This is a genomic window from Aneurinibacillus migulanus (genome assembly GCF_001274715.1).
Lineage (GTDB): Bacteria > Bacillota > Bacilli > Aneurinibacillales > Aneurinibacillaceae > Aneurinibacillus > Aneurinibacillus migulanus.
The window spans coordinates 4,044,785-4,062,373 of the sequence record NZ_LGUG01000004.1 but is presented as its reverse complement, the minus strand read 5'-3'; the positions used below and the strand labels follow the sequence as shown (position 1 = coordinate 4,062,373).

Annotated in this window: 22 protein-coding genes, 2 pseudogenes and 1 riboswitch; of the genes and pseudogenes, 18 read left to right on the top strand and 6 right to left on the bottom strand. The window is 35.4% G+C overall.

From position 1 onward, the window contains the following. The first annotated feature begins 589 nt into the window (after positions 1-589). From galU to AF333_RS21240, 7 genes are all read left to right on the top strand, one after another. Positions 590-1,474, top strand: coding sequence for a UTP--glucose-1-phosphate uridylyltransferase GalU (gene galU, locus AF333_RS21265; protein WP_043066866.1), 885 nt, complete (start codon positions 590-592; stop codon positions 1,472-1,474). Between the two features lie 77 nt (positions 1,475-1,551). Continuing rightward, a complete protein-coding gene (locus AF333_RS21260) occupies positions 1,552-2,181 on the top strand; it encodes a sugar transferase (RefSeq protein WP_139189195.1) in 630 nt (209 codons plus the stop codon). A gap of 20 nt (positions 2,182-2,201) precedes the next feature. Then, positions 2,202-3,443 carry a glycosyltransferase family 4 protein gene (locus AF333_RS21255; RefSeq protein WP_052812167.1) on the top strand — a complete coding sequence of 414 codons (1,242 nt, stop codon included), beginning with the start codon at positions 2,202-2,204 and terminating at the stop codon, positions 3,441-3,443. A gap of 521 nt (positions 3,444-3,964) precedes the next feature. Continuing rightward, the gene (locus tag AF333_RS21250) at positions 3,965-5,242 is read left to right on the top strand and encodes a nucleotide sugar dehydrogenase (protein ID WP_043066867.1); all 1,278 of its coding nucleotides are present in this window, start codon (positions 3,965-3,967) and stop codon (positions 5,240-5,242) included. Between the two features lie 862 nt (positions 5,243-6,104). Beyond that, complete coding sequence (locus AF333_RS32205; RefSeq protein ID WP_080787813.1) at positions 6,105-6,269, top strand: anti-repressor SinI family protein; 165 nt, start codon at positions 6,105-6,107, stop codon at positions 6,267-6,269. A 462-nt stretch (positions 6,270-6,731) separates the two neighbouring features. After that, positions 6,732-7,016, top strand: a complete 285-nt coding sequence (locus AF333_RS21245; protein ID WP_043066868.1) for a hypothetical protein — start codon at positions 6,732-6,734, stop codon at positions 7,014-7,016. Between the two features lie 275 nt (positions 7,017-7,291). Further along, entirely contained in the window at positions 7,292-7,537 is a 246-nt protein-coding gene (locus tag AF333_RS21240; protein ID WP_043066869.1) for a hypothetical protein, read from the top strand. 190 nt (positions 7,538-7,727) lie between these two features. Here the strand turns inward: AF333_RS21240 and AF333_RS36030 are convergent, their stop codons facing one another. Together AF333_RS36030 and AF333_RS33875 are read right to left on the bottom strand one after the other, a co-directional pair. Next, positions 7,728-7,883 (bottom strand): hypothetical protein, encoded by a 156-nt coding sequence (locus AF333_RS36030; RefSeq protein WP_235496798.1) that lies wholly within the window; start codon positions 7,881-7,883, stop codon positions 7,728-7,730. 35 nt (positions 7,884-7,918) lie between these two features. Then, positions 7,919-7,993, bottom strand: a riboswitch (cyclic di-GMP riboswitch). Between the two features lie 23 nt (positions 7,994-8,016). Further along, entirely contained in the window at positions 8,017-8,160 is a 144-nt protein-coding gene (locus AF333_RS33875) for a hypothetical protein (RefSeq protein ID WP_158502483.1), read from the bottom strand. A gap of 222 nt (positions 8,161-8,382) precedes the next feature. Between AF333_RS33875 and AF333_RS21235 the strand changes: the two genes are divergently transcribed. The 8 genes and pseudogenes from AF333_RS21235 to AF333_RS36945 all read left to right on the top strand — a co-directional run bounded on the left by AF333_RS21235 (position 8,383) and on the right by AF333_RS36945 (position 11,498). Next, positions 8,383-8,886, top strand: coding sequence for a VanZ family protein (locus tag AF333_RS21235; protein ID WP_043066870.1), 504 nt, complete (start codon positions 8,383-8,385; stop codon positions 8,884-8,886). An 11-nt stretch (positions 8,887-8,897) separates the two neighbouring features. Next, entirely contained in the window at positions 8,898-9,080 is a 183-nt protein-coding gene (locus AF333_RS21230; protein ID WP_043066871.1) for a hypothetical protein, read from the top strand. Between the two features lie 60 nt (positions 9,081-9,140). Continuing rightward, positions 9,141-9,215 carry a hypothetical protein gene (locus tag AF333_RS36025; protein ID WP_235356677.1) on the top strand — a complete coding sequence of 25 codons (75 nt, stop codon included), beginning with the start codon at positions 9,141-9,143 and terminating at the stop codon, positions 9,213-9,215. A gap of 686 nt (positions 9,216-9,901) precedes the next feature. Then, positions 9,902-10,258: a sortase gene (locus tag AF333_RS36020; RefSeq protein ID WP_235356671.1), complete on the top strand. Its 357-nt coding sequence runs from the start codon at positions 9,902-9,904 to the stop codon at positions 10,256-10,258. A 66-nt stretch (positions 10,259-10,324) separates the two neighbouring features. Then, positions 10,325-10,645 (top strand): hypothetical protein, encoded by a 321-nt coding sequence (locus AF333_RS21220; protein ID WP_139189181.1) that lies wholly within the window; start codon positions 10,325-10,327, stop codon positions 10,643-10,645. A 78-nt stretch (positions 10,646-10,723) separates the two neighbouring features. Then, a pseudogene (locus tag AF333_RS21215) lies at positions 10,724-10,915 on the top strand (Ig-like domain-containing protein); the annotation flags it as partial. 3 nt (positions 10,916-10,918) lie between these two features. Further along, positions 10,919-11,227 carry a collagen binding domain-containing protein gene (locus AF333_RS36950; protein WP_043066874.1) on the top strand — a complete coding sequence of 103 codons (309 nt, stop codon included), beginning with the start codon at positions 10,919-10,921 and terminating at the stop codon, positions 11,225-11,227. After that, the gene (locus tag AF333_RS36945; protein ID WP_043066875.1) at positions 11,211-11,498 is read left to right on the top strand and encodes a collagen binding domain-containing protein; all 288 of its coding nucleotides are present in this window, start codon (positions 11,211-11,213) and stop codon (positions 11,496-11,498) included. Before AF333_RS36950 ends, AF333_RS36945 begins: the two co-directional genes overlap by 17 nt. A 312-nt stretch (positions 11,499-11,810) precedes the next feature. Here AF333_RS36945 and AF333_RS32190 read toward each other — a convergent pair whose 3' ends face one another. The 4 genes and pseudogenes from AF333_RS32190 to AF333_RS36010 all read right to left on the bottom strand — a co-directional run. Continuing rightward, the gene (locus AF333_RS32190) at positions 11,811-12,050 is read right to left on the bottom strand and encodes a transposase (RefSeq protein WP_235356672.1); all 240 of its coding nucleotides are present in this window, start codon (positions 12,048-12,050) and stop codon (positions 11,811-11,813) included. Beyond that, positions 12,028-12,378, bottom strand: a complete 351-nt coding sequence (locus AF333_RS34210; RefSeq protein ID WP_162491092.1) for a hypothetical protein — start codon at positions 12,376-12,378, stop codon at positions 12,028-12,030. Before AF333_RS34210 ends, AF333_RS32190 begins: the two co-directional genes overlap by 23 nt. A gap of 173 nt (positions 12,379-12,551) precedes the next feature. Continuing rightward, positions 12,552-13,028 (bottom strand): tyrosine-type recombinase/integrase, encoded by a 477-nt coding sequence (locus AF333_RS21195; RefSeq protein WP_052812169.1) that lies wholly within the window; start codon positions 13,026-13,028, stop codon positions 12,552-12,554. 184 nt (positions 13,029-13,212) lie between these two features. Beyond that, positions 13,213-13,386, bottom strand: a pseudogene (locus AF333_RS36010) (IS4 family transposase); the annotation flags it as partial. Between the two features lie 100 nt (positions 13,387-13,486). Between AF333_RS36010 and AF333_RS21190 the strand changes: the two are divergent. From AF333_RS21190 to AF333_RS21180, 3 genes are all read left to right on the top strand, one after another. Then, positions 13,487-14,377 (top strand): lipase family protein, encoded by an 891-nt coding sequence (locus tag AF333_RS21190; protein ID WP_043066876.1) that lies wholly within the window; start codon positions 13,487-13,489, stop codon positions 14,375-14,377. A gap of 131 nt (positions 14,378-14,508) precedes the next feature. Next, a complete protein-coding gene (locus AF333_RS21185) occupies positions 14,509-16,137 on the top strand; it encodes a sensor domain-containing diguanylate cyclase (protein WP_235497023.1) in 1,629 nt (542 codons plus the stop codon). 765 nt (positions 16,138-16,902) lie between these two features. After that, positions 16,903-17,589, top strand: a 687-nt coding sequence (locus tag AF333_RS21180; RefSeq protein ID WP_161808226.1) for a spore germination protein, incomplete at its 3' end; no start/stop codon positions are given.

Below are 17,589 nucleotides of genomic sequence, written 5' to 3'. Positions count from 1 at the left end.
ATGTTGTTTCAGGTTTTCCCTTTTTGTTTGTGTTGACAGAAGGAGATCAACGACCAAGTTCCCTTTCCTCGTACCTAAGAATATGCTAGTAGCCTATTTTCCATTTTTCCAGGCGCCCGGTGCAGGGCATACCTAACTTTTTGACTTTGTGTTTCGCCTAAAGAAGAATGGAAATCGGCTCTTACTGATAAATGGAACCCTTATTTGATTAAATTTGATGCAACATATGAGAGAAAAATTCCAAGAACGGATCAAAAAGATTAGTCCTGGAACACACACCAATCAGATATATATTAATACAACTGAAGCAGAATATTATGAAAAAAAATGCGTATCAATTGATATGATGTAAATTCACTATATCAAATGGGAAGAAAATACGAGGAGAAAGGGTATTATAAAAGGGTCATTACGGTACAATCAACCTTTCAACCTTCTAGAAGTACTATAGAATGCATTTTTGTTCTCTATATAGAACAAAAATGTGCTATAAAGGGAACCGGATTATTAAATCTCTACTTAATTATTTATTTCTAAGATATTAAATAAAATTTGCACAGAAATTTAAGTATAGAAGGAGAGATAGTAGATGAAAAAGGTTAGAAAGGCAATTATACCAGCCGCAGGATTAGGTACCAGATTTTTGCCTGCCACGAAGGCAATGCCAAAGGAAATGCTGCCTATTGTAGATAAACCTACCATACAGTACATAATTGAAGAAGCTATAGAATCTGGTATTGAAGATATTATTATTGTCACAGGTAAAGGAAAACGAGCGATAGAAGATCACTTTGATAATCATTTTGAGTTGGAGCAAAATCTAATAGAGAAACAAAAGCTTAATTTACTTGAAGAAGTTCAACGTTCTTCCATGGTGGATATTCATTATATTCGTCAAAAGGAACCCAAAGGCCTCGGACATGCTGTTTGGTGTGCACGTAAATTTATAGGAGATGAACCTTTTGCTGTACTGCTAGGCGATGACATTGTGAAAGCAGAGAAGCCATGTATAAAACAATTAATAGAGGTTTATGAAGAAATGGATTCTTCGGTTATCGGTGTACAGACAGTGCCAAATAATGAAACTCATCGATATGGAATCATAGACCCAAATCAAAAAAATGGGCAATTATATCAAGTAAAAAACGTTGTTGAAAAACCTACTCAGGAAAATTGTCCATCAAATTTAGCGATTATGGGACGTTATATCCTTACTTCAGAGATTTTTAAATATCTTGATAAACAGGAGATAGGTACTGGTGGAGAAATACAATTAACTGATGCTATTCAGAAGTTAAATGAAGAACAACAAGTATATGCCTATAATTTTGAGGGAATTCGCTATGATGTTGGGGAAAAATTAGGTTATATTATCACGATGATTGAATTTGCTTTGCAAAAAAAAGAGTTAAAAAATGATTTACTCACTTATTTAAATAAAATATTAAAAGACGAAATGGTGGGAACATACTAATTATGATAAGGCCAAGTAAATTTTCGGGCTCAACTATTGAACCAAGGTTAAGTGAGATTCCAGATTCAACTACTTCGATGAGGAGAATGACTAAAGTAGAATACTTTATAAAAAGAGTAATAGATATTACAGGATCAATTATAGGGTTAATATTAACAGCTCCAATCTTTTTTTTAATAGGTATTTCATATTTATTTGAAAAAGAAAGGGGCCCCGTCTTTTTTAAGCAACGTAGGGTAGGTTGGAATGGGCAAATATTTTATATTTACAAGTTTCGAACCATGGTTATTAATGCAGAAAAGAAACTTAAGGAAAATAAATTGCTTTATAAAAAATATGTAGCTAACAACTACAAATTGGAACCTTATGAGGACCCTAGAATTACCAAATTAGGTAAATTCTTGAGAAGAACAAGTTTAGATGAATTGCCTCAGTTGATTAATGTATTAAAGGGTGAAATGAGTTTAGTTGGGCCCCGACCAGTTGTAGAGGAAGAACTCAAGGAATATAAAAATAAAAAGAACCAATTTTTGTCGGTTAAGCCTGGTGTTACTGGATATTGGCAAATTAGTGGTCGTAGTAATGTTGGATACCCAGAAAGGGTAGAATTAGAATTATATTATGTTTATAATCAGTCAATTCTATTTGATATCAAGATTTTATATAAAACATTTATGGTTGTTTTAACAAATAAAGGAGCATATTAATTGCGGAAAGGTAATCATTGATGAATATTCTTGTCGTTTCTCAGTATTATTATCCTGAAATTGGGGCGGCCTCAAAAAGGATTACAGAATTGACTAAATATTGGGCGAAAGAAGGGCATAATGTATACGTGTATACTACTATACCCAATTACCCTAAGGGGAAAATCTATGAAGACTATATTGTTAGTGAATTTCAGACAGAAATAATTGATGGTGTAGAGGTGTTAAGAAATAAAATTTCATTAAATTCTTATAGAACCAAATTAGGTAGGCTAAAAAGTTATCTCAGTTTTTTGTATTATTCATTAAAAAATCTTAAACATATTCCTGCTGAGATAGATGTGATTGTTACAACAATCGGTCCTGTATTTTCTGCAATTATCGGAAATGTTATTGCTTCGAAAAAAAAATTGCCGCACATTTTGGAATTTAGGGATATTACCTACAAACAGATGGAGGCAACCAATTTCTCTAACAAACTTATTGTTAATCTAGTTAAAAAGTTTGAGTTGTTTTTTGCATCACGAGCAAATTATATAGTTACTGTAACTGATACCTATTCGAAAATATTATTTAGCGAAGGGATAAAACCTTCAAAAGTTTTTTGTATTCCTAATGGACATAATTTTGCAGATCAAATTCATGACCACACTATTGATAGTAAAAATATAAAAAGTATCTATGAAGTTATTAAGAATGAAAAACAAAAAGGTAGTAAAATCTTGGCCTATTTTGGAACTTTAGGTATATCCCAGGGGATTGAAGAAATTATAGATAAAATAGATGAGTTAAGAGGGATTTCATTTTTAATTATCGGAAATGGTTCAAGAGAAGAAAGAATTAAAGGTTTAATATTGGAAAAAAAATTAGATAATGTATTCATTTTTCCATCTGTAGAAGAAAAATATATTAGATTATTATATAAACTCGTTGATTTTAATTTAGTTAAAATTGTGAATAACCCTGGATTTTCAGGAACTATTCCATCCAAAATTTTTGAAATCCTTGGCAACGGAGGACTTCCCCTGTTTGTAGGACCCAAGGGAGAAGCTCGTAAGGTACTGGAGCAGATTTCTAGTGAACTTTATTTTGATAGTGTTGATGAACTTATTAATACCATCAATACTCCAGTTATTCAAAATCTTCCTGTTAAAGAATTAAAAAAAGAAGCTGTTGATATGGTTTTTTGTAATTACAATAGAGCAAAACAAGCTCAGGAATATGTGAATATACTTAGAAAAATAGAAAAGAATCAGTTTTGATCAAAGCTAGTAAGTTTAAAGTAATTTAAAACTTTAATGGTTATTCTATAAAGATGTTTTAAAACTAAACTATTCTATTTTTAAAAAAATAGGCTGGATAGTGATCAAGGAGTACAAGAAACTAGTGAACTACTCACCACTTAGTTAACACTTAAAGTGGGAGCTTCTCAACTCCACGACGAAAGTACCCTTTCGTCTCTTTGAGCGTTACTTCGGGCAGTTCCTACCCTAGATGTCCGACGATTCGGGGTTCTTTTTTACCTTGGATATTTTACGTATGGAAGGAATCGCTTAGTTTTCGCATTTTTATTTTTTCCATGCAACCCTATATATCCAGTTATCGAAGAACACTATAAGTTCATTTTAACAAAATGTCGGACAATTGGACAGGCAGAAGTCTGCTCTTGTCCAAAGCCAATTTATCTCCCATTTTCACTGGTGCTATCGTACCTTCACGTTTAGAAGCGGGAGATGAATTGGCTACTTAGTTAAATTAAATTGAAGAAAGGAGTTTTAAAGTTATGAATATTTGTGTTGTTGGTTTGGGTTACATTGGTCTTCCTACGGCTGCTGTGTTTGCAAGAGCCGGGTTTAATGTCTTGGGTGTTGATGTAAACGAGAGAGTAATTAATTTAATCAATAAAGGTAAAGTTCATCTTGAAGAAGTAGGTCTTCATAAAGTAGTTCAAGAGGTCGTTGACGCTGGAAAACTTCGTGCTTCTCTAAAGATTGAGGAAGCAGATGTATTTATTATAGCGGTACCGACTCCGATTTATGATAATCTTAATGTTAACTTGCAATATGTTATATCTGCAATAAAATCAATTATTCCTTATGTTAAAAAAGGGAATATTGTAATCGTAGAGTCTACGATTCCTCCTAAAACTATTGATGATGTAATAGTTCCAATTTTTGAGGCAACAGGATGGAATGTGAAAGAAGACATTTACTTGGCTCATTGTCCTGAGAGAGTACTACCGGGACGTATATTGGTTGAGTTAGTAGAAAATACTCGTATTGTCGGAGGTTATACTCCACTAGCTGCTTATAAAGCTGCAGAAATTTATCGTAAGATAGTAACAGGTGAAGTAATCGAAACACAAGCAGTCACTGCTGAGATGTCCAAGCTAATGGAAAACACATATCGTGATGTAAATATCGCATTAGCTAACGAGCTAGTGAAAATTTCAAGTCAACTTGGTATTAATGCTCTTGAGGTGATTAAATTAGCCAATCAACATCCTCGAGTAAACATACATCTTCCTGGGCCCGGGGTAGGAGGACATTGTTTAGCTGTAGATCCTTATTTTATTATAGAGAAGGCACAAGAAGTATCTCCTCTTATTGCTAATGCAAGACAAATTAATAATTCTATGCCTCATTTTGTTGTTGATCATATTGGTAAGATAATAAATGAGGGGGCTAAAATTGCCCTGTTTGGCTTAGCTTATAAAGGGAATATTGATGATGTTCGTGAAAGTCCTGCAATTAAGATTATAGAGTTATTAAAAGAAAAGGGTTATCAGCTTGGGATTTACGATCCTCATGTAACACAAGAAAAAGTTACATTCCCCCTTGTTTCGTTTGAGGAGGCTATTGTAGGTGCGGAGTGTATCTTGGTATTAACAGATCATAATGAATTTAAATCATTAGATGAAAGAAGTATAGAATTAAATATGGAGCAGCCAGTGATTTTTGATACGAAAGATTGTGTCAACGTTATTAGCAATAATATAATTTACTATAATTATAATAACTTATTTAAGATGAAATCTATTATGAAAGAAGTAGTTGTATAAGGACATAAATAAAATGAGTTGGAAAATTCCAACTCATTTTATTTATATATGATGGTGTTGCAAAACTAGAATAAAAATTCAATGTTATGAATAAGAAAATACAGTTGGTAATGAAAATGATGGTGATTTTTACTATACCAATACGGCTGTTCAAGCCCTAGCTTATTTTTTAAAGAGGAAAAGAGCTGTTCAATTTTGAACGATGGACAAGTAGAACGAGACACGACCCTATGCATCTTTTCATTTCCCCTCTTTTTCTGATTTATTGGAGAAAAGAAGTTTATGTTTCGTTGATTGTTTGCGAACCTTTTTGCTGTCATAAGCTTTATCACCAAGAATAAGACCAATCCCAAAATCAGTTAACTTCTTGAATAAGAATAGCACATAATTGCTACCCTATACATTGGCCATTATAGGCTATTTAGCCTACTAGGCGTAGTAGCTAGATGAAATTTATATAACTTATACCATTCGTAGCATGTGAATTTTCTCCACTTTGTTATTCATTATATAGACTGTTTTGCAATGCTGTGCTGTCAATAAGAACAACTTTTGTTTCTTAGCAATGATGTGCTTTAGCACCTGATTATGAAGGAAGAAGAAAACCTCGGTTCTTCACTAGGTAGCCGCACGAAAAAAAGTAGACAGATGAGGAACATGGGAGAGTCCTGCTACCTAATACTAATAGGGATAAATTAACATATAATAAACACTATAAATTGGTGTTTATTCCCTATTTATTACAGGCTTTATTAACCAATATACTTACAGAAAAAGGCAAACTTATGAAAAGTGGGGTTGAAAAATCACAGGTCTAAACGGCTGGATTACCTGAAAAACCGGGTATAGGGGGATTATAAAAATGGAACGTATAGTAGAAAGGGAAGTAGAATCAGATTTGGATTTAGAGTGGGTTCAATTGCTAACTGAGGCTAAAGAAAATGGAATAACGCCAATAGAAATTCGCGAATTTCTCCGTACTACAGGGAAAAATAAGGGTTTAAATAATTCAGATAATAGAGCATAAGGAAGGTGTAGTATTCATCATCATGCTATGTATAAAAAATACAAGGTATTTATGATTTGTGAATGCCATTCGAAAAAATTCAACTTACTGTTTAAGAAAGGTTACTTTTGTTACAAAAAACTTTTCTTGAGCAACTTTTGTTCTTAATTAGACCGGAAGATAAAAAATTAAATTGAAAATAGTAGGTAATGATTTATAATTTATTGGTTTTTAGGATGCTAATTAAGTGCTTTTTCAAATAAGTAACATCTAAAAAGTGGCGAAATAAACCAGAAAAAAATATAACAATCTTTTTAAAAAGGGATGTCTATTATATCTCAAAAGAAATGTGTTTATTGTAAAGAATACTCCTATGGCTCCACAGATAATGGTATATGTCAGGGCAGGGTCCGGCATATGCCATATTTTCTTTTCTAAACTTATAATGACTTTTTCATCTTATTCAAGGATAAGGGAAACCTGTTGAACGATATGAAAAGTCTTGTAGGCGACTATCCGAACAATTATTTAAGTTTTATCCCCATCGAAGCACGGTTAGGAAGCAATCATGTTGTATCTCAGTTTGATAGCAATGGGGGATGGGTATATCACCCGAACGTTAAACAGCCGCCAGACATGTTTTACCCCAAGATTTTGGATAGGCATAGTGCCTTGCAAATTTCTTACGAACCTGTACAAATCATGATCTCTAAACATGGCTATATGCTAAATGGTCATTCAAGACCGGGTTTTACGCCTGTTGGGTAAACTTCCAAACATATACGGTAAAGCAGGATTTGGTATGGGGTAGGTTGCTATTCATGGTATCTATATTGAAAGTTCAATTCGGGTCAACCAATCATCAGGCTGTGTTCGATTATCCAACCCGGATCCATTATTGCTTTGAGTAGCGTTTTTCCTTCTCAAAAACCGCAAACAATTCAAATACCTAACAATATAATTTTTAATTGGCTGGGATAATTAGGTATAGGGTGAATTTTCGCAATACAATAAAGGAAAAAAATGGAAAGGATGGATGCAAAATGATAAAAACCCAAGATTACAGGCTAGGTATATTGAAAGATATTTATATAAATTATATAAAAAATCCTGACCGTTCTATAGTAGTATCTATAAAAACAAGAAAAGAAGCATTAGCATATAGATACTTACAAAGGAGGGGATTTATTAATTTGAAATTAGAATCATCTGATGAGTTACAACTAAAAATTGTTCTTTCACAATCAGGTATTGATTACATACGTAATTTAGAGAAGGAGCTGGGATGAAGCTTGTTTTAAATTAATGTGAAAGTTGAAGTGGGGGGAGTTCACAAGAGGTATTTATTAAAGTATTGAAGGAAGTAAAATAAAAAGAGGCCGTTCTGAACTTATCTTTGTCTAGTGGAGAAAATTAAAAAGGGCCTAATTAAACAACCTGAGTTCGACTAAGTTTCGAACTCAGGTTGTCTAGTTATACTTAATTAGCTGTATTTATTCCACCTATATCTTCCTGGGATTTAAAAATTTTTCTTTTATACATGGCTGCAGCTCTTTCATCTGCTTGTTTTACAACAGTCATCAAGCTTAGGTAAAATCCAATACCTACCATCCATAGCGTAGCTATTAAAACCATTGTTTGAATCGCAAAGAATTGGACAGAGACTTACATTCGGTAACTGGCTGGCATATTAGATAGGACTCTAAGTTAGCCTCTATAGCTTTGCGCCCCTGCCATATATGGAAATTATAAAGGTAACTTCTACAGTCTATATATAAAAAAACTTAATAAGACCGTAAATAATCAAAATCCATAGGGGGATGCTCATTAATAGAGCATTACGAAAGCCAAAAATAAATGATGGTTTGTTCCCTTTTTCTTTTTTCTCGTTATCGTCACCATTGGAATCCATACGCCGTCCTCCTTTTTAGTAAGTATTTTCATTTTAATAGAAAAAGATACAGTATGACTGTAGTCCCTTTTTCTTTTTTTAAAACTCCCAAACTAGGCCGAAAATCTGCTTCAAGTATGTATTTATAAAAGATAAAGAAAAGCGTCCGGTATAGAAAAATGAGAATTAAGTATATAGATCAAAATGGTGTGGAGAATACAATGTCAAAGAAGGGAGTATGCAATGAGCAAAAAGTATTTTCTGTATTACTGGCTGCCCCCGATTGTACTTATCCTGGCGATTTTTTTCTCGTCTTCGCAATCATATGAGCAGCAGGACATACGTCCACAACTGGCGCGGTATCTGAATATGCATCAGGTCGAGCAGATGTTTTCAGGTGTCCGCTTCTATTATGAAGGTACGGAAGTGAGTGTACAAAGTATGGGGCCAGCCGGTTTTTTGGAGTTTTTCATTCGTAAAGCCGCACACTTTGGTACGAATTTTTTGTTGGGGTTTTTGATCTATCGTGTTTTGGTGTATTATACGTATTTTTCAATCCAAAAGCGAGTGATTGGATCCACTCTTTTTATTTTGGGGTTTGCATCGTTGGACGAAATTCACCAGGTCTTTATCTCGACTCGTACTCCGCGTCTGGCAGATGTTTTCGTGGATTCCATAGGTGGTCTAGTTGGGATTGTTATCTGTATGCTGATATACATACGTATTGAAAACTTATCAAAGAGCTGAGGAGTAAAAAAATGAAGGGACAAGATCAATTGGATCAACCAGGACTACTGGAGGTTTTCCTACGGGCGTATGAAAAGGGAAATTACACATCTGAACTGGAAGCGAGAGAAATAGTGTATTTGCTAGTGAATGATCTAAAGCCGGTGAGATTCTTTACAACGCGTCAAACAGAAAATCCGTCAATTACCTCCTAAAGAAGATCCGTATCTTTATGGGACAGAATCGAGAAGTTAAATGAATACCTTACGGGATGGATGGGGTATTTTGCATTAGTAGATACGCCAAGCGTATTTTGTACTCTTGACTCATGGGTTCGCAGGCGATTGTGAATGTGCTTATGAAAAGAATGGAAGCTTCCCCGAACAAAAGCCTATGAGTGGGGAAATTCTCGCAAGGAATATTGGTGAATGTCGAAAAGACCTGTTTTGGACCGAGTTCTTAATAATCGATTCTTCGAATCGTATCAACTCAAGAATCTAAAAGAACGGTATCACACTTTGCGGCGTACATAATAAACCGCCGTATACTGAACGGTACGTATGGTGGTGTGATAGGTCGGAGGTTAATCGCCCCTTCCTACTCGATTATGATTTGTACAGAAATTGTACAGATTACCTATATACACTTTAGATATGAGTTTTACTCTGAAGCTTTAACATTTATATGGCGCATTTGTAATGAATGTTTAGTACATTTTTTACTCGCCAAATAAGGAGAAATAGGGAGAAGATGATTAAAGTAAATGAAGTAGGACGGGGATAGGAATTTGCGCACGGTATAAGGTATTGGGTTTTTAATTGCAGGAATATTGTTTCTCTTTTACCCCCAAATTGAAAAGAAAGTTTCGGGCGCTAAGCAAAAGAAACTGATTGAAACCTTTGAGCAACTAGGTAACACAAGGGTTCATTTAGAAATCTCTCCAACAACAGAAGTGCAAGTGAATCATGCTCAAAATCAAATGGAATTATTAGATGGAGCAAGAGGAATTATCCGAATCCCTAAAATAGATTTATAAATGCTTATTTTTGAGGAGGCAAATGGAACTTCATTAAGAAAAGAAGTTGGCATGATTGAACCGGAGAAAAGATTTGGGATTAATAACATTGGATTGGTAGGGCATTGTGCAATAACTTATAGTAAACAATTCAACCGATTAGATGAGCTTGTGCCTAATGATGAAATTGAAATAAAAACAAAAACGGGTACTTATGAATTTGTAGTTGTCCAGACGTTTGTTGTGGATCGTTCAGAAGTAGAAGTCCTTACAGATAAAAAGAAACCTTTTTTAACTTTAGTAACCTGTACACCAACCGGTAAAAAGAATCCGAAAGATCGATTAATCGTGCAGGCAAAATTAGTACACAAAAGCTAATAGCAAGGAGGGTACTATGAAAAAAATAGTTTCATTCTGCTGATTTTGCATTGCTTTACAGGTTCTTTGGCAGTAAGCGCAAATACTGATCAAGCCTCTACACTAGGTAATACAACAACTCAAGTAGAAGAACCGGATAAAACCAAAGTGCCAGATCAATCAACAGATAGTTCAAGTACAACTGAATCCACTGCTGGCAACGAAACGGGTAAAGAAGTTACAAACGAAACAAACACTACAGGAGATTCAGTAACTATACAAGAAGAATCTGCCTTGCAAGGTGCTGGGACCGAAATAACCGAGAATATTTTAACTAATGCAAATTTAACTTTCGAAAACAAAAGTGGACAAGAAGTCGAGAATGTTGATCGGGAGTCCATTATTTGAGTGAAATACAAGTGGGTATTTAAAGATCGTCATGGTTATAAAGCTGAAGCCACTTTTTAATTATATCTTCCAGAGGAACTTAAAGTGTATGAAGCTGTCACAAATGAACCATTGTTATTTAATGGTGAGACTATGGGGACGTTCACTGTTGACATGAATGGACTGGCTACTGTCGTTTTTAATGATTTTATTGAAAAACATTCAAGAATTGGTAGAACGCTTGAAGTTTTAACAAGAATAAGTAAACAAGTTATCGTAATGGAAGAATGAAAAGTGATCACTACACCAATTAAGGGTAGGGCCAAAGTAGGGATACCGATTATTTTCCAAACAAGTGGCTCAACCATTGAAAAGAAAGGAATTCCAAATAGAGCTTATAATACAGAAAGTATTGAATGGAACGTTGAATTTAACAAATATCTAGAAACAATAAATAATGCGGTACTTAGTGATCCAATTCAAGCTGATCAGGAACTGCAAGCAGGCTCCATTAAAGTTTACAAACTGATTACGAAGTTAGATGGTAGTACCACAGTAGGAGAAGAACTTAGCTCTGGATTTACGATTGAAAAAAACAGATGATGATCAAGATTTCAAAATTAGTTTTGGTGATATTAAATCAGCTTATCGTATTGTATACACAACAAATATTACAAATCAGGATCAGACGAAGTTTGATAACACAGTGATTTTATTTGGGAAGGATTTTTTACCTAAAGAAGCGGGGGTATCAGTAGGAGTGAAGATGGGCGTTTCTTTAGCAAAGATATCAACGGCGTATGATCCAGCAACTCAAACCATCACATGGGAAATCAAATATAACTACATGAAAAAATTATTGATTGGAAAGTAAATATTAACTTTGGACAATCAACAGTATCAAATGTGAAATTAGTGGATACGCCAAGTATAAACCAGTCTTTGCTTGAGCGTTCATTCGTTTGTATGCTACCCCAGTAGCAAGTAATGGCACAGTGACAAAAGGAACTGAGCTACAAAAGGATGTTGATTATTCGCTTGTATTTGAGCGTTTTGCAAAATGGCTATTTTCACCAAAGGTGAAAAACAAGAATCTATACTAAAGTCGATTTCATTTTATTTTTTTAAGTAGATTTTATGTAAAACGAGACTAAAGGACATACGAACAGAATCTCCGTTCTGCTTTTTATGCACAACGTTGACATTCGGACGCTTTAGATATAGCGAGAGCCGAAGCAAGTAACACACAAAGATTTAGAAAAACTTGTGTTTTTACTTTTTGAATGCCACGGATATGAAGTTGATTTACTGCTAGGTTTTCTTTGAGTCGAGAAAAAACGCGTTCTACACTTGTTCTTTCGTTGTAAAGTTCCCTCCACCGCTTTGTATTTCGATGAGGAACACTAAAACGACGCAAGTCGGTCATCGGATTGACTTTTACAACCATTCCATAAGAAGAAGAGGAACACCAGACAGAACCTATGGGCAATCGATTTTCCAACGGCATGAGGGCAACGGAACTTCAAATACTGGTTGTCTGTTCCCCAATGCACCATGTCAAAGCCCAGCGAGCAACGTGGCGGTCCATAGGATGAAAACCCTGTCGGTGGTTCTTTTTCTTTTCTTAAGTTGAGTGGAATGAGGGCTTGCACATTCAGTTCATGGGCAGCTTCATAATTTTTCAGTTGATCATGTCCTGCATCCATCATCACAAATTCAATCGTAGTATTCGAAACTTTATTTGCTTTCTTCATCGGCGAGGGGCCCATGTCGCCATCATTTATATAAGCCGGTGTAACTTCAACCTTGGTTAGTTAAGTTATAATGGCTCGCGCCAAAAGTTCGCCTAAATACATGGGGTATGATCTTTATGTCAAGGCCACTTCGTTTTTGATATTTATCGAGCATTACTCTAACTGTCTTAGTATCAATTCTTTTTCGATGGAGAGAGGAAAAGTGCGTTCTCTTTCTTTTTTGGAATGTCCTTTACTTGTTTATGTTTCATAATAATATAATCCGATAAAGTTTCCATAATTCGATCGGGAAGGGGGATAGATTGCTCATTTCCGCCTTTTCGAGTAATGATTAATACGCGCTTATCAATATGTACTTCATCGATATTCATCTGCACTAGCTCACTTATGCGAATATCGTTATATGCCATTATTAAAGTCATTATATAGCCCCGAAACTTTAACCTTTGATGAAATTTAAATTGCCGTTCTTTTTCGATACCCACATCCTCTAATATTGTTGCGAAGAAGCAGTCCAACTCTTCTGGAATTAGCCGATTATTAATTTTCACTTTAACGTTAAGTTTAATTTTTTCAACATCAGCTGTAACATCACAGATAATAAGTTTCCGTTTGGACAGGTAAGAGAAGAACTTACTAAGAGCAGCCATTTTTCGCGGTTTTCCAGCTTTCGAATTAGTGAACTCCCGGGGTGTTCGTTTGCCATTTTTTATACTTTACTACCTTTTTATGTATTTTATTTAAGATAATCCAGGAAGTCAAGAAAATCTCTTTCTTTCAGTTCATTCAGATCCGAAGGGGAAAGGCTAGTAATCATCTTTTTATTGCATTTACCGGACTCATAAGCACTCCAGTTGAGGTTTCTAAACAACTACATAATTGGGCCAAGGAAGTTTGAGCTACACTTTGGCTTAGTCATACACATAAAGCCGCTAGATCTTGTGCTCGATACTTACTTTCTCGTTGGACAAATCCAACTTTTCTAGCTACTTGTTGTAAGGTACTCAATGATAAAGAATGCTGAAGTTCCTCTGCAAATCATCGTAACCCTTGAGATATAGAATTTGTTGCTCCTAGCTGGGGTAGTACCAGCGTAGCTGACACCATTATGAGAATCACAAGCGTTTTTAACAATGAAGATGCGATATTGCTTGCGGCCATGATCTTTCAGTCATATCAACTTTTTGAAAAGAGAACGCCGATCTTGCCAAAAGGCTTAAACCTTCGATTTACCATTCATGCTCTTGCTGGTGTTGAGGAGCCAGAAGAGGAAGTATTTGGTTTTATTGCAGAGTCACAAGATAAAATCATTGTAGTCTTTAGAGGAACCCGAACATTTAAGGACAATGAGTCGGACCAAGACTTGTATCAGGTTATGTATGCATATGTCAGAAATGCAGGAAAAACCCATCGCGGATTTACATGTATTTATCAATCGGCAAGAAATGAATTGATTAGAGAATTAAACAAGCTTTCTACAACAAAAAGACTATTGGTCCCAGGCCACAGTTTAGGAGGAGCTTTAGCCGTGTTAGCTGCATTGGATATTGCAGTAAACACCCCGTTTAAGAATCCTGTCGTATATACGTATGGCAGTCCGCGTGTCGCAGACCCTGTCTTTGCTTCCCGGTTCAACGAAACGGTAAAGAACAGTTTTCGTATTTTCAATGTCCATGACATTATTCCGACTTTACCAGCTCAAGCGTATCCACCTCCGTTTACAAAGGAAGGATTATTCTATCGGCATGTAAGATCAAAGGTTCCGATCTCTTTCCAACTGAATAGTTTACCTGTTCGTAATCATGAGATTGTCTGCTATTTTAAAAAACTCAGCCAACATAATTCTGATTTTACCAGGGTGTTATGTGATGAAAACCTGGGATTTTGTCCCGATACGGTACCACCATATGCCCATCAAGTTAAGAATGCTATTCCTAAAGAGAAAAGTGCGCTATCCTTTTCTTATATCAAACAGAAAGGATGGCGCGATTTTTTATGAATGATCGAAAAGACTGTGCGTTCTCTTTGTTTGCTAAAGAGTTACGTAGATTTTTGATTTATAATTCTGGCTAAGATTTGACTAATTATGTCGAATTGTTATTACACCTATATTAAACATTTGCATTGTTAATCGAAGGGAGTTATCCGGTGTCTCTACTACGTAAAAAAAAGCAACCTATATGGAAACAAATTAGTCTGACTTCACTTTTAATAGGGTTGGTCTCTCTGTCTGTTCTTATCACTTTAACCATTCTTCTTGTTGCATCTTATCAATCGAATAAAAAAACACTGATCGATACTACACTCACCTTGAATTATACAAGCGCCATCAAAATGAGTCAGACCATAGACTCTCTATTTAAATCTATGCGAAGCAGCTTACATTATTCCGCAAGCGTCTTATCAAACATGAACTCCATGAATACGGATGAAATATATTCGAATTTAGAATTAATACGTCATAGTAGTAATCAATTTAATTCTATTGTCGTGGTGGATGAAACGGGAATTGTTCGAAATATGTCTCCGAAATCTGTTGGTACAGTTGGGCAATATATTAGAACGGAAGAAGCGAAGACGGCATTAACATTAAAAAAGCCCTATCTCTCCAAACCGTATATTACTACAAAAACCAAACGTCTCATTGTATTTATGAGCGAGCCAATTTACGATAAGGAAGGTAGATACCGCGGGTATATCGGAGGAACTATTTATCTTCAAGAAAAAAACATATTGAGTATGATCTTTGGAAACAATCCTACAGATAAAATAGGTTCATATTTTTACATCGTGGGATCTAACGGACATGTGCTGTACCATCACGACAAAAATCGTTTAGGTAAGAATATTAGTGCCAATCAAGTCGTTCGAAAGCTTATGCAAGGTCAAAGTGGACATGAACAGATGGTTAACTTGCAAGGTAAGGCTTTACTAGCGGGATACGTAAAGGTTCCGGAAAATGGCTGGGGTGTAATTGTAGCTTCGCCTATCAGTGTCGTTTATGAACAATTGAATGATTATATAAAAACCGTTCTGTTTTATACGCTGCCTCCATTTATATTATTAATGCTAATCGTCATAGGGCTTGCTCGCGGATTGGCAAGACCTTTTGTAACCCTTGCCGACTTTATGACCAAAATCGGTAAAGAAAAAGTCGAACTTCCTAAAGGAAAACGACATTGGAATAGAGAGGCCGATTTGTTAACAGAAGCAGTTAGATATGCAGTAGCAGATATTAAAAAGCAGACCGAGCAATTGACACTTGATGCAATGACAGATCCATTGACCGGGTTAACAAACCGAAGAGCACTTCAAGCAATCATGCATAGATGGATTGAAGAGCAAATCTCTTTTTCTATTATTATTATGGATATCGATAAATTTAAATCCATAAATGACACATTTGGTCATCAGGCTGGGGACGAAGTGTTAAAGCATTTTGCGAAAATTATTACTTCATGTGTCCGACCAGGTGATGTTTGTTGTCGTTTCGGAGGTGAAGAATTCATTTCACTTATTTCTTATGCTTCTATTGAGGAAGCTCATCTTGTGGCCGAACGAATTCGTCTTATGCTTGAAAAAAGTGTCAATCCTATTGGGCAGACTATTACGGTCTCACAGGGTATTGCACACTATTCTTCACACTCCGATTCCGCTGAGGAACTAATTCATTTGGCCGACCAAGCCTTGTATAAGGCTAAGGAATCGGGAAGAAACCAGACAGTTATTGCAGAATTTGCAGAAGAGCTTAGTCATTGAAACTAAACTGGCACAGCATAAAATCCATTTCTCTTTCTAATAGTGTCTCTCTTAATTTGATGGTGATGTGGCGGTACTCCCAAAAATAAAACAGTTCTGTATACAGGCGATTCAAATAGATTGTAGCGTGTAGCATACCAATTCCATAGGGGAGTAAAGCTCTTCTGCCCAAACCGGTAGAAGGGCTTTACTTTGTCTTTAACACTGTGTATCCAGAATATAATAATGTTGTCCAAGTGTTGCTTCTGGCTGTTTTTCAAAGCAGCCTAGATACTATATAGGGCTATCTAATGCTTTTGATACCTCTACATAGATATGTGTTTAATTTTATCAGTATAAGCTAAGCGTTAATATGATTTAGTGGATTTTATATTGTACAGATGTAGCTAACATCACCTGGGAAGTGATTATAAAAAATACATTAGATTAACATGTCGCATATAAGGCAATAATGGTGTATGAGAAATCATGATTAGAGAAATATATCGCGTTTGATTCCCTGTAATTTTAAGGATAAGTAAGGAAATGAGGTGCTTTGGAGAACACGATCATGAAGTAATGAATGAATAGTGATTAAGTACTTCGCGGTTTTTAAAATGGAGTATCGAATGATTCTACTCATAGGATGATCAAAATGTGGCGGTCAATTGTCTCTTATCTTCCAGGTTGGAAAGTATTTGTTCAAGCCTTTATTGTATTTTTCGTTCCCTATGTTATCTCAAGATTTTTTGAATGGGTTCGTACATCAGAGGAAGAGTGATGAAAATGAGATGGTGGAAATCAAAGAGCGGGCAAATACAAAAATATACCGAGCAAAGTGATAAAAAACAAGAGTCTCCAGCTCCTTTTACAGGCGATTTCACTTTCGATTTGGAACTTGTAAGACAAGAAATCGGCCATAACTCGGATGTTCATTTTCGAGAGTTTAACATAGGAAGGATGAGCATTCGAGCGGCGCTCATTTTTGTTGATGGATTATCAGATATCGATCTCATCGATCAGCATATCATAAAATCGCTGATGTCAGATTTTCCACAGGAGTATAAAAAAAGGAAAATTTTTATCAAAGATAGCACCTTAAAAGAGTTTGTTAAAAATCATATCCTATCCATTAGCAAAGTAAAAGAAGTACATAACACAAAGGATTTGGCTTTAGAAGTATTGACAGGTTCGACTGCGCTTTTAATTGATGGTTCCGTAGGTGTTTTGATACTTGGTATAACGAAAGGAAAAACACGAAACATTGAAGAGCCTGTATCAGAAGCGTTGGTTAGAGGTCCGCGGATAGGTTTTACTGAAGTGCTAAGCGATAATACTGCCCTTTTGCGACGTCATGGTCAGAACGAGAACTTATCATTAACAAAATTCCAGGTAGGAGAGCGTGCAAAAAAGGAGCTTATTATTGCTTACATTAAAGATATAGCTGATCCAGGATTAGTGAAAGAGGTAAAG

Excerpts from the sequence above, each read along its gene's own strand:
- AF333_RS21195 (WP_052812169.1), bottom strand. The coding sequence starts at position 13,028 with ATGGCTGCTCTTAGTAAGTTCTTCTCTTACCTGTCCAAACGGAAACTT.
- AF333_RS21190 (WP_043066876.1), top strand. The coding sequence starts at position 13,487 with ATGAGAATCACAAGCGTTTTTAACAATGAAGATGCGATATTGCTTGCG.
- AF333_RS21230 (WP_043066871.1), top strand. The coding sequence starts at position 8,898 with ATGAAGGGACAAGATCAATTGGATCAACCAGGACTACTGGAGGTTTTC.
- AF333_RS34210 (WP_162491092.1), bottom strand. The coding sequence starts at position 12,378 with ATGAAGAAAGCAAATAAAGTTTCGAATACTACGATTGAATTTGTGATG.
- galU (WP_043066866.1), top strand. The coding sequence starts at position 590 with ATGAAAAAGGTTAGAAAGGCAATTATACCAGCCGCAGGATTAGGTACC.
- AF333_RS21260 (WP_139189195.1), top strand. The coding sequence starts at position 1,552 with ATGAGGAGAATGACTAAAGTAGAATACTTTATAAAAAGAGTAATAGAT.
- AF333_RS33875 (WP_158502483.1), bottom strand. The coding sequence starts at position 8,160 with ATGGATTCCAATGGTGACGATAACGAGAAAAAAGAAAAAGGGAACAAA.
- AF333_RS21240 (WP_043066869.1), top strand. The coding sequence starts at position 7,292 with ATGATAAAAACCCAAGATTACAGGCTAGGTATATTGAAAGATATTTAT.
- AF333_RS32205 (WP_080787813.1), top strand. The coding sequence starts at position 6,105 with ATGGAACGTATAGTAGAAAGGGAAGTAGAATCAGATTTGGATTTAGAG.
- AF333_RS36030 (WP_235496798.1), bottom strand. The coding sequence starts at position 7,883 with ATGGTTTTAATAGCTACGCTATGGATGGTAGGTATTGGATTTTACCTA.
- AF333_RS32190 (WP_235356672.1), bottom strand. The coding sequence starts at position 12,050 with ATGACCGACTTGCGTCGTTTTAGTGTTCCTCATCGAAATACAAAGCGG.
- AF333_RS21250 (WP_043066867.1), top strand. The coding sequence starts at position 3,965 with ATGAATATTTGTGTTGTTGGTTTGGGTTACATTGGTCTTCCTACGGCT.
- AF333_RS21235 (WP_043066870.1), top strand. The coding sequence starts at position 8,383 with ATGAGCAAAAAGTATTTTCTGTATTACTGGCTGCCCCCGATTGTACTT.
- AF333_RS36020 (WP_235356671.1), top strand. The coding sequence starts at position 9,902 with ATGCTTATTTTTGAGGAGGCAAATGGAACTTCATTAAGAAAAGAAGTT.
- AF333_RS21255 (WP_052812167.1), top strand. The coding sequence starts at position 2,202 with ATGAATATTCTTGTCGTTTCTCAGTATTATTATCCTGAAATTGGGGCG.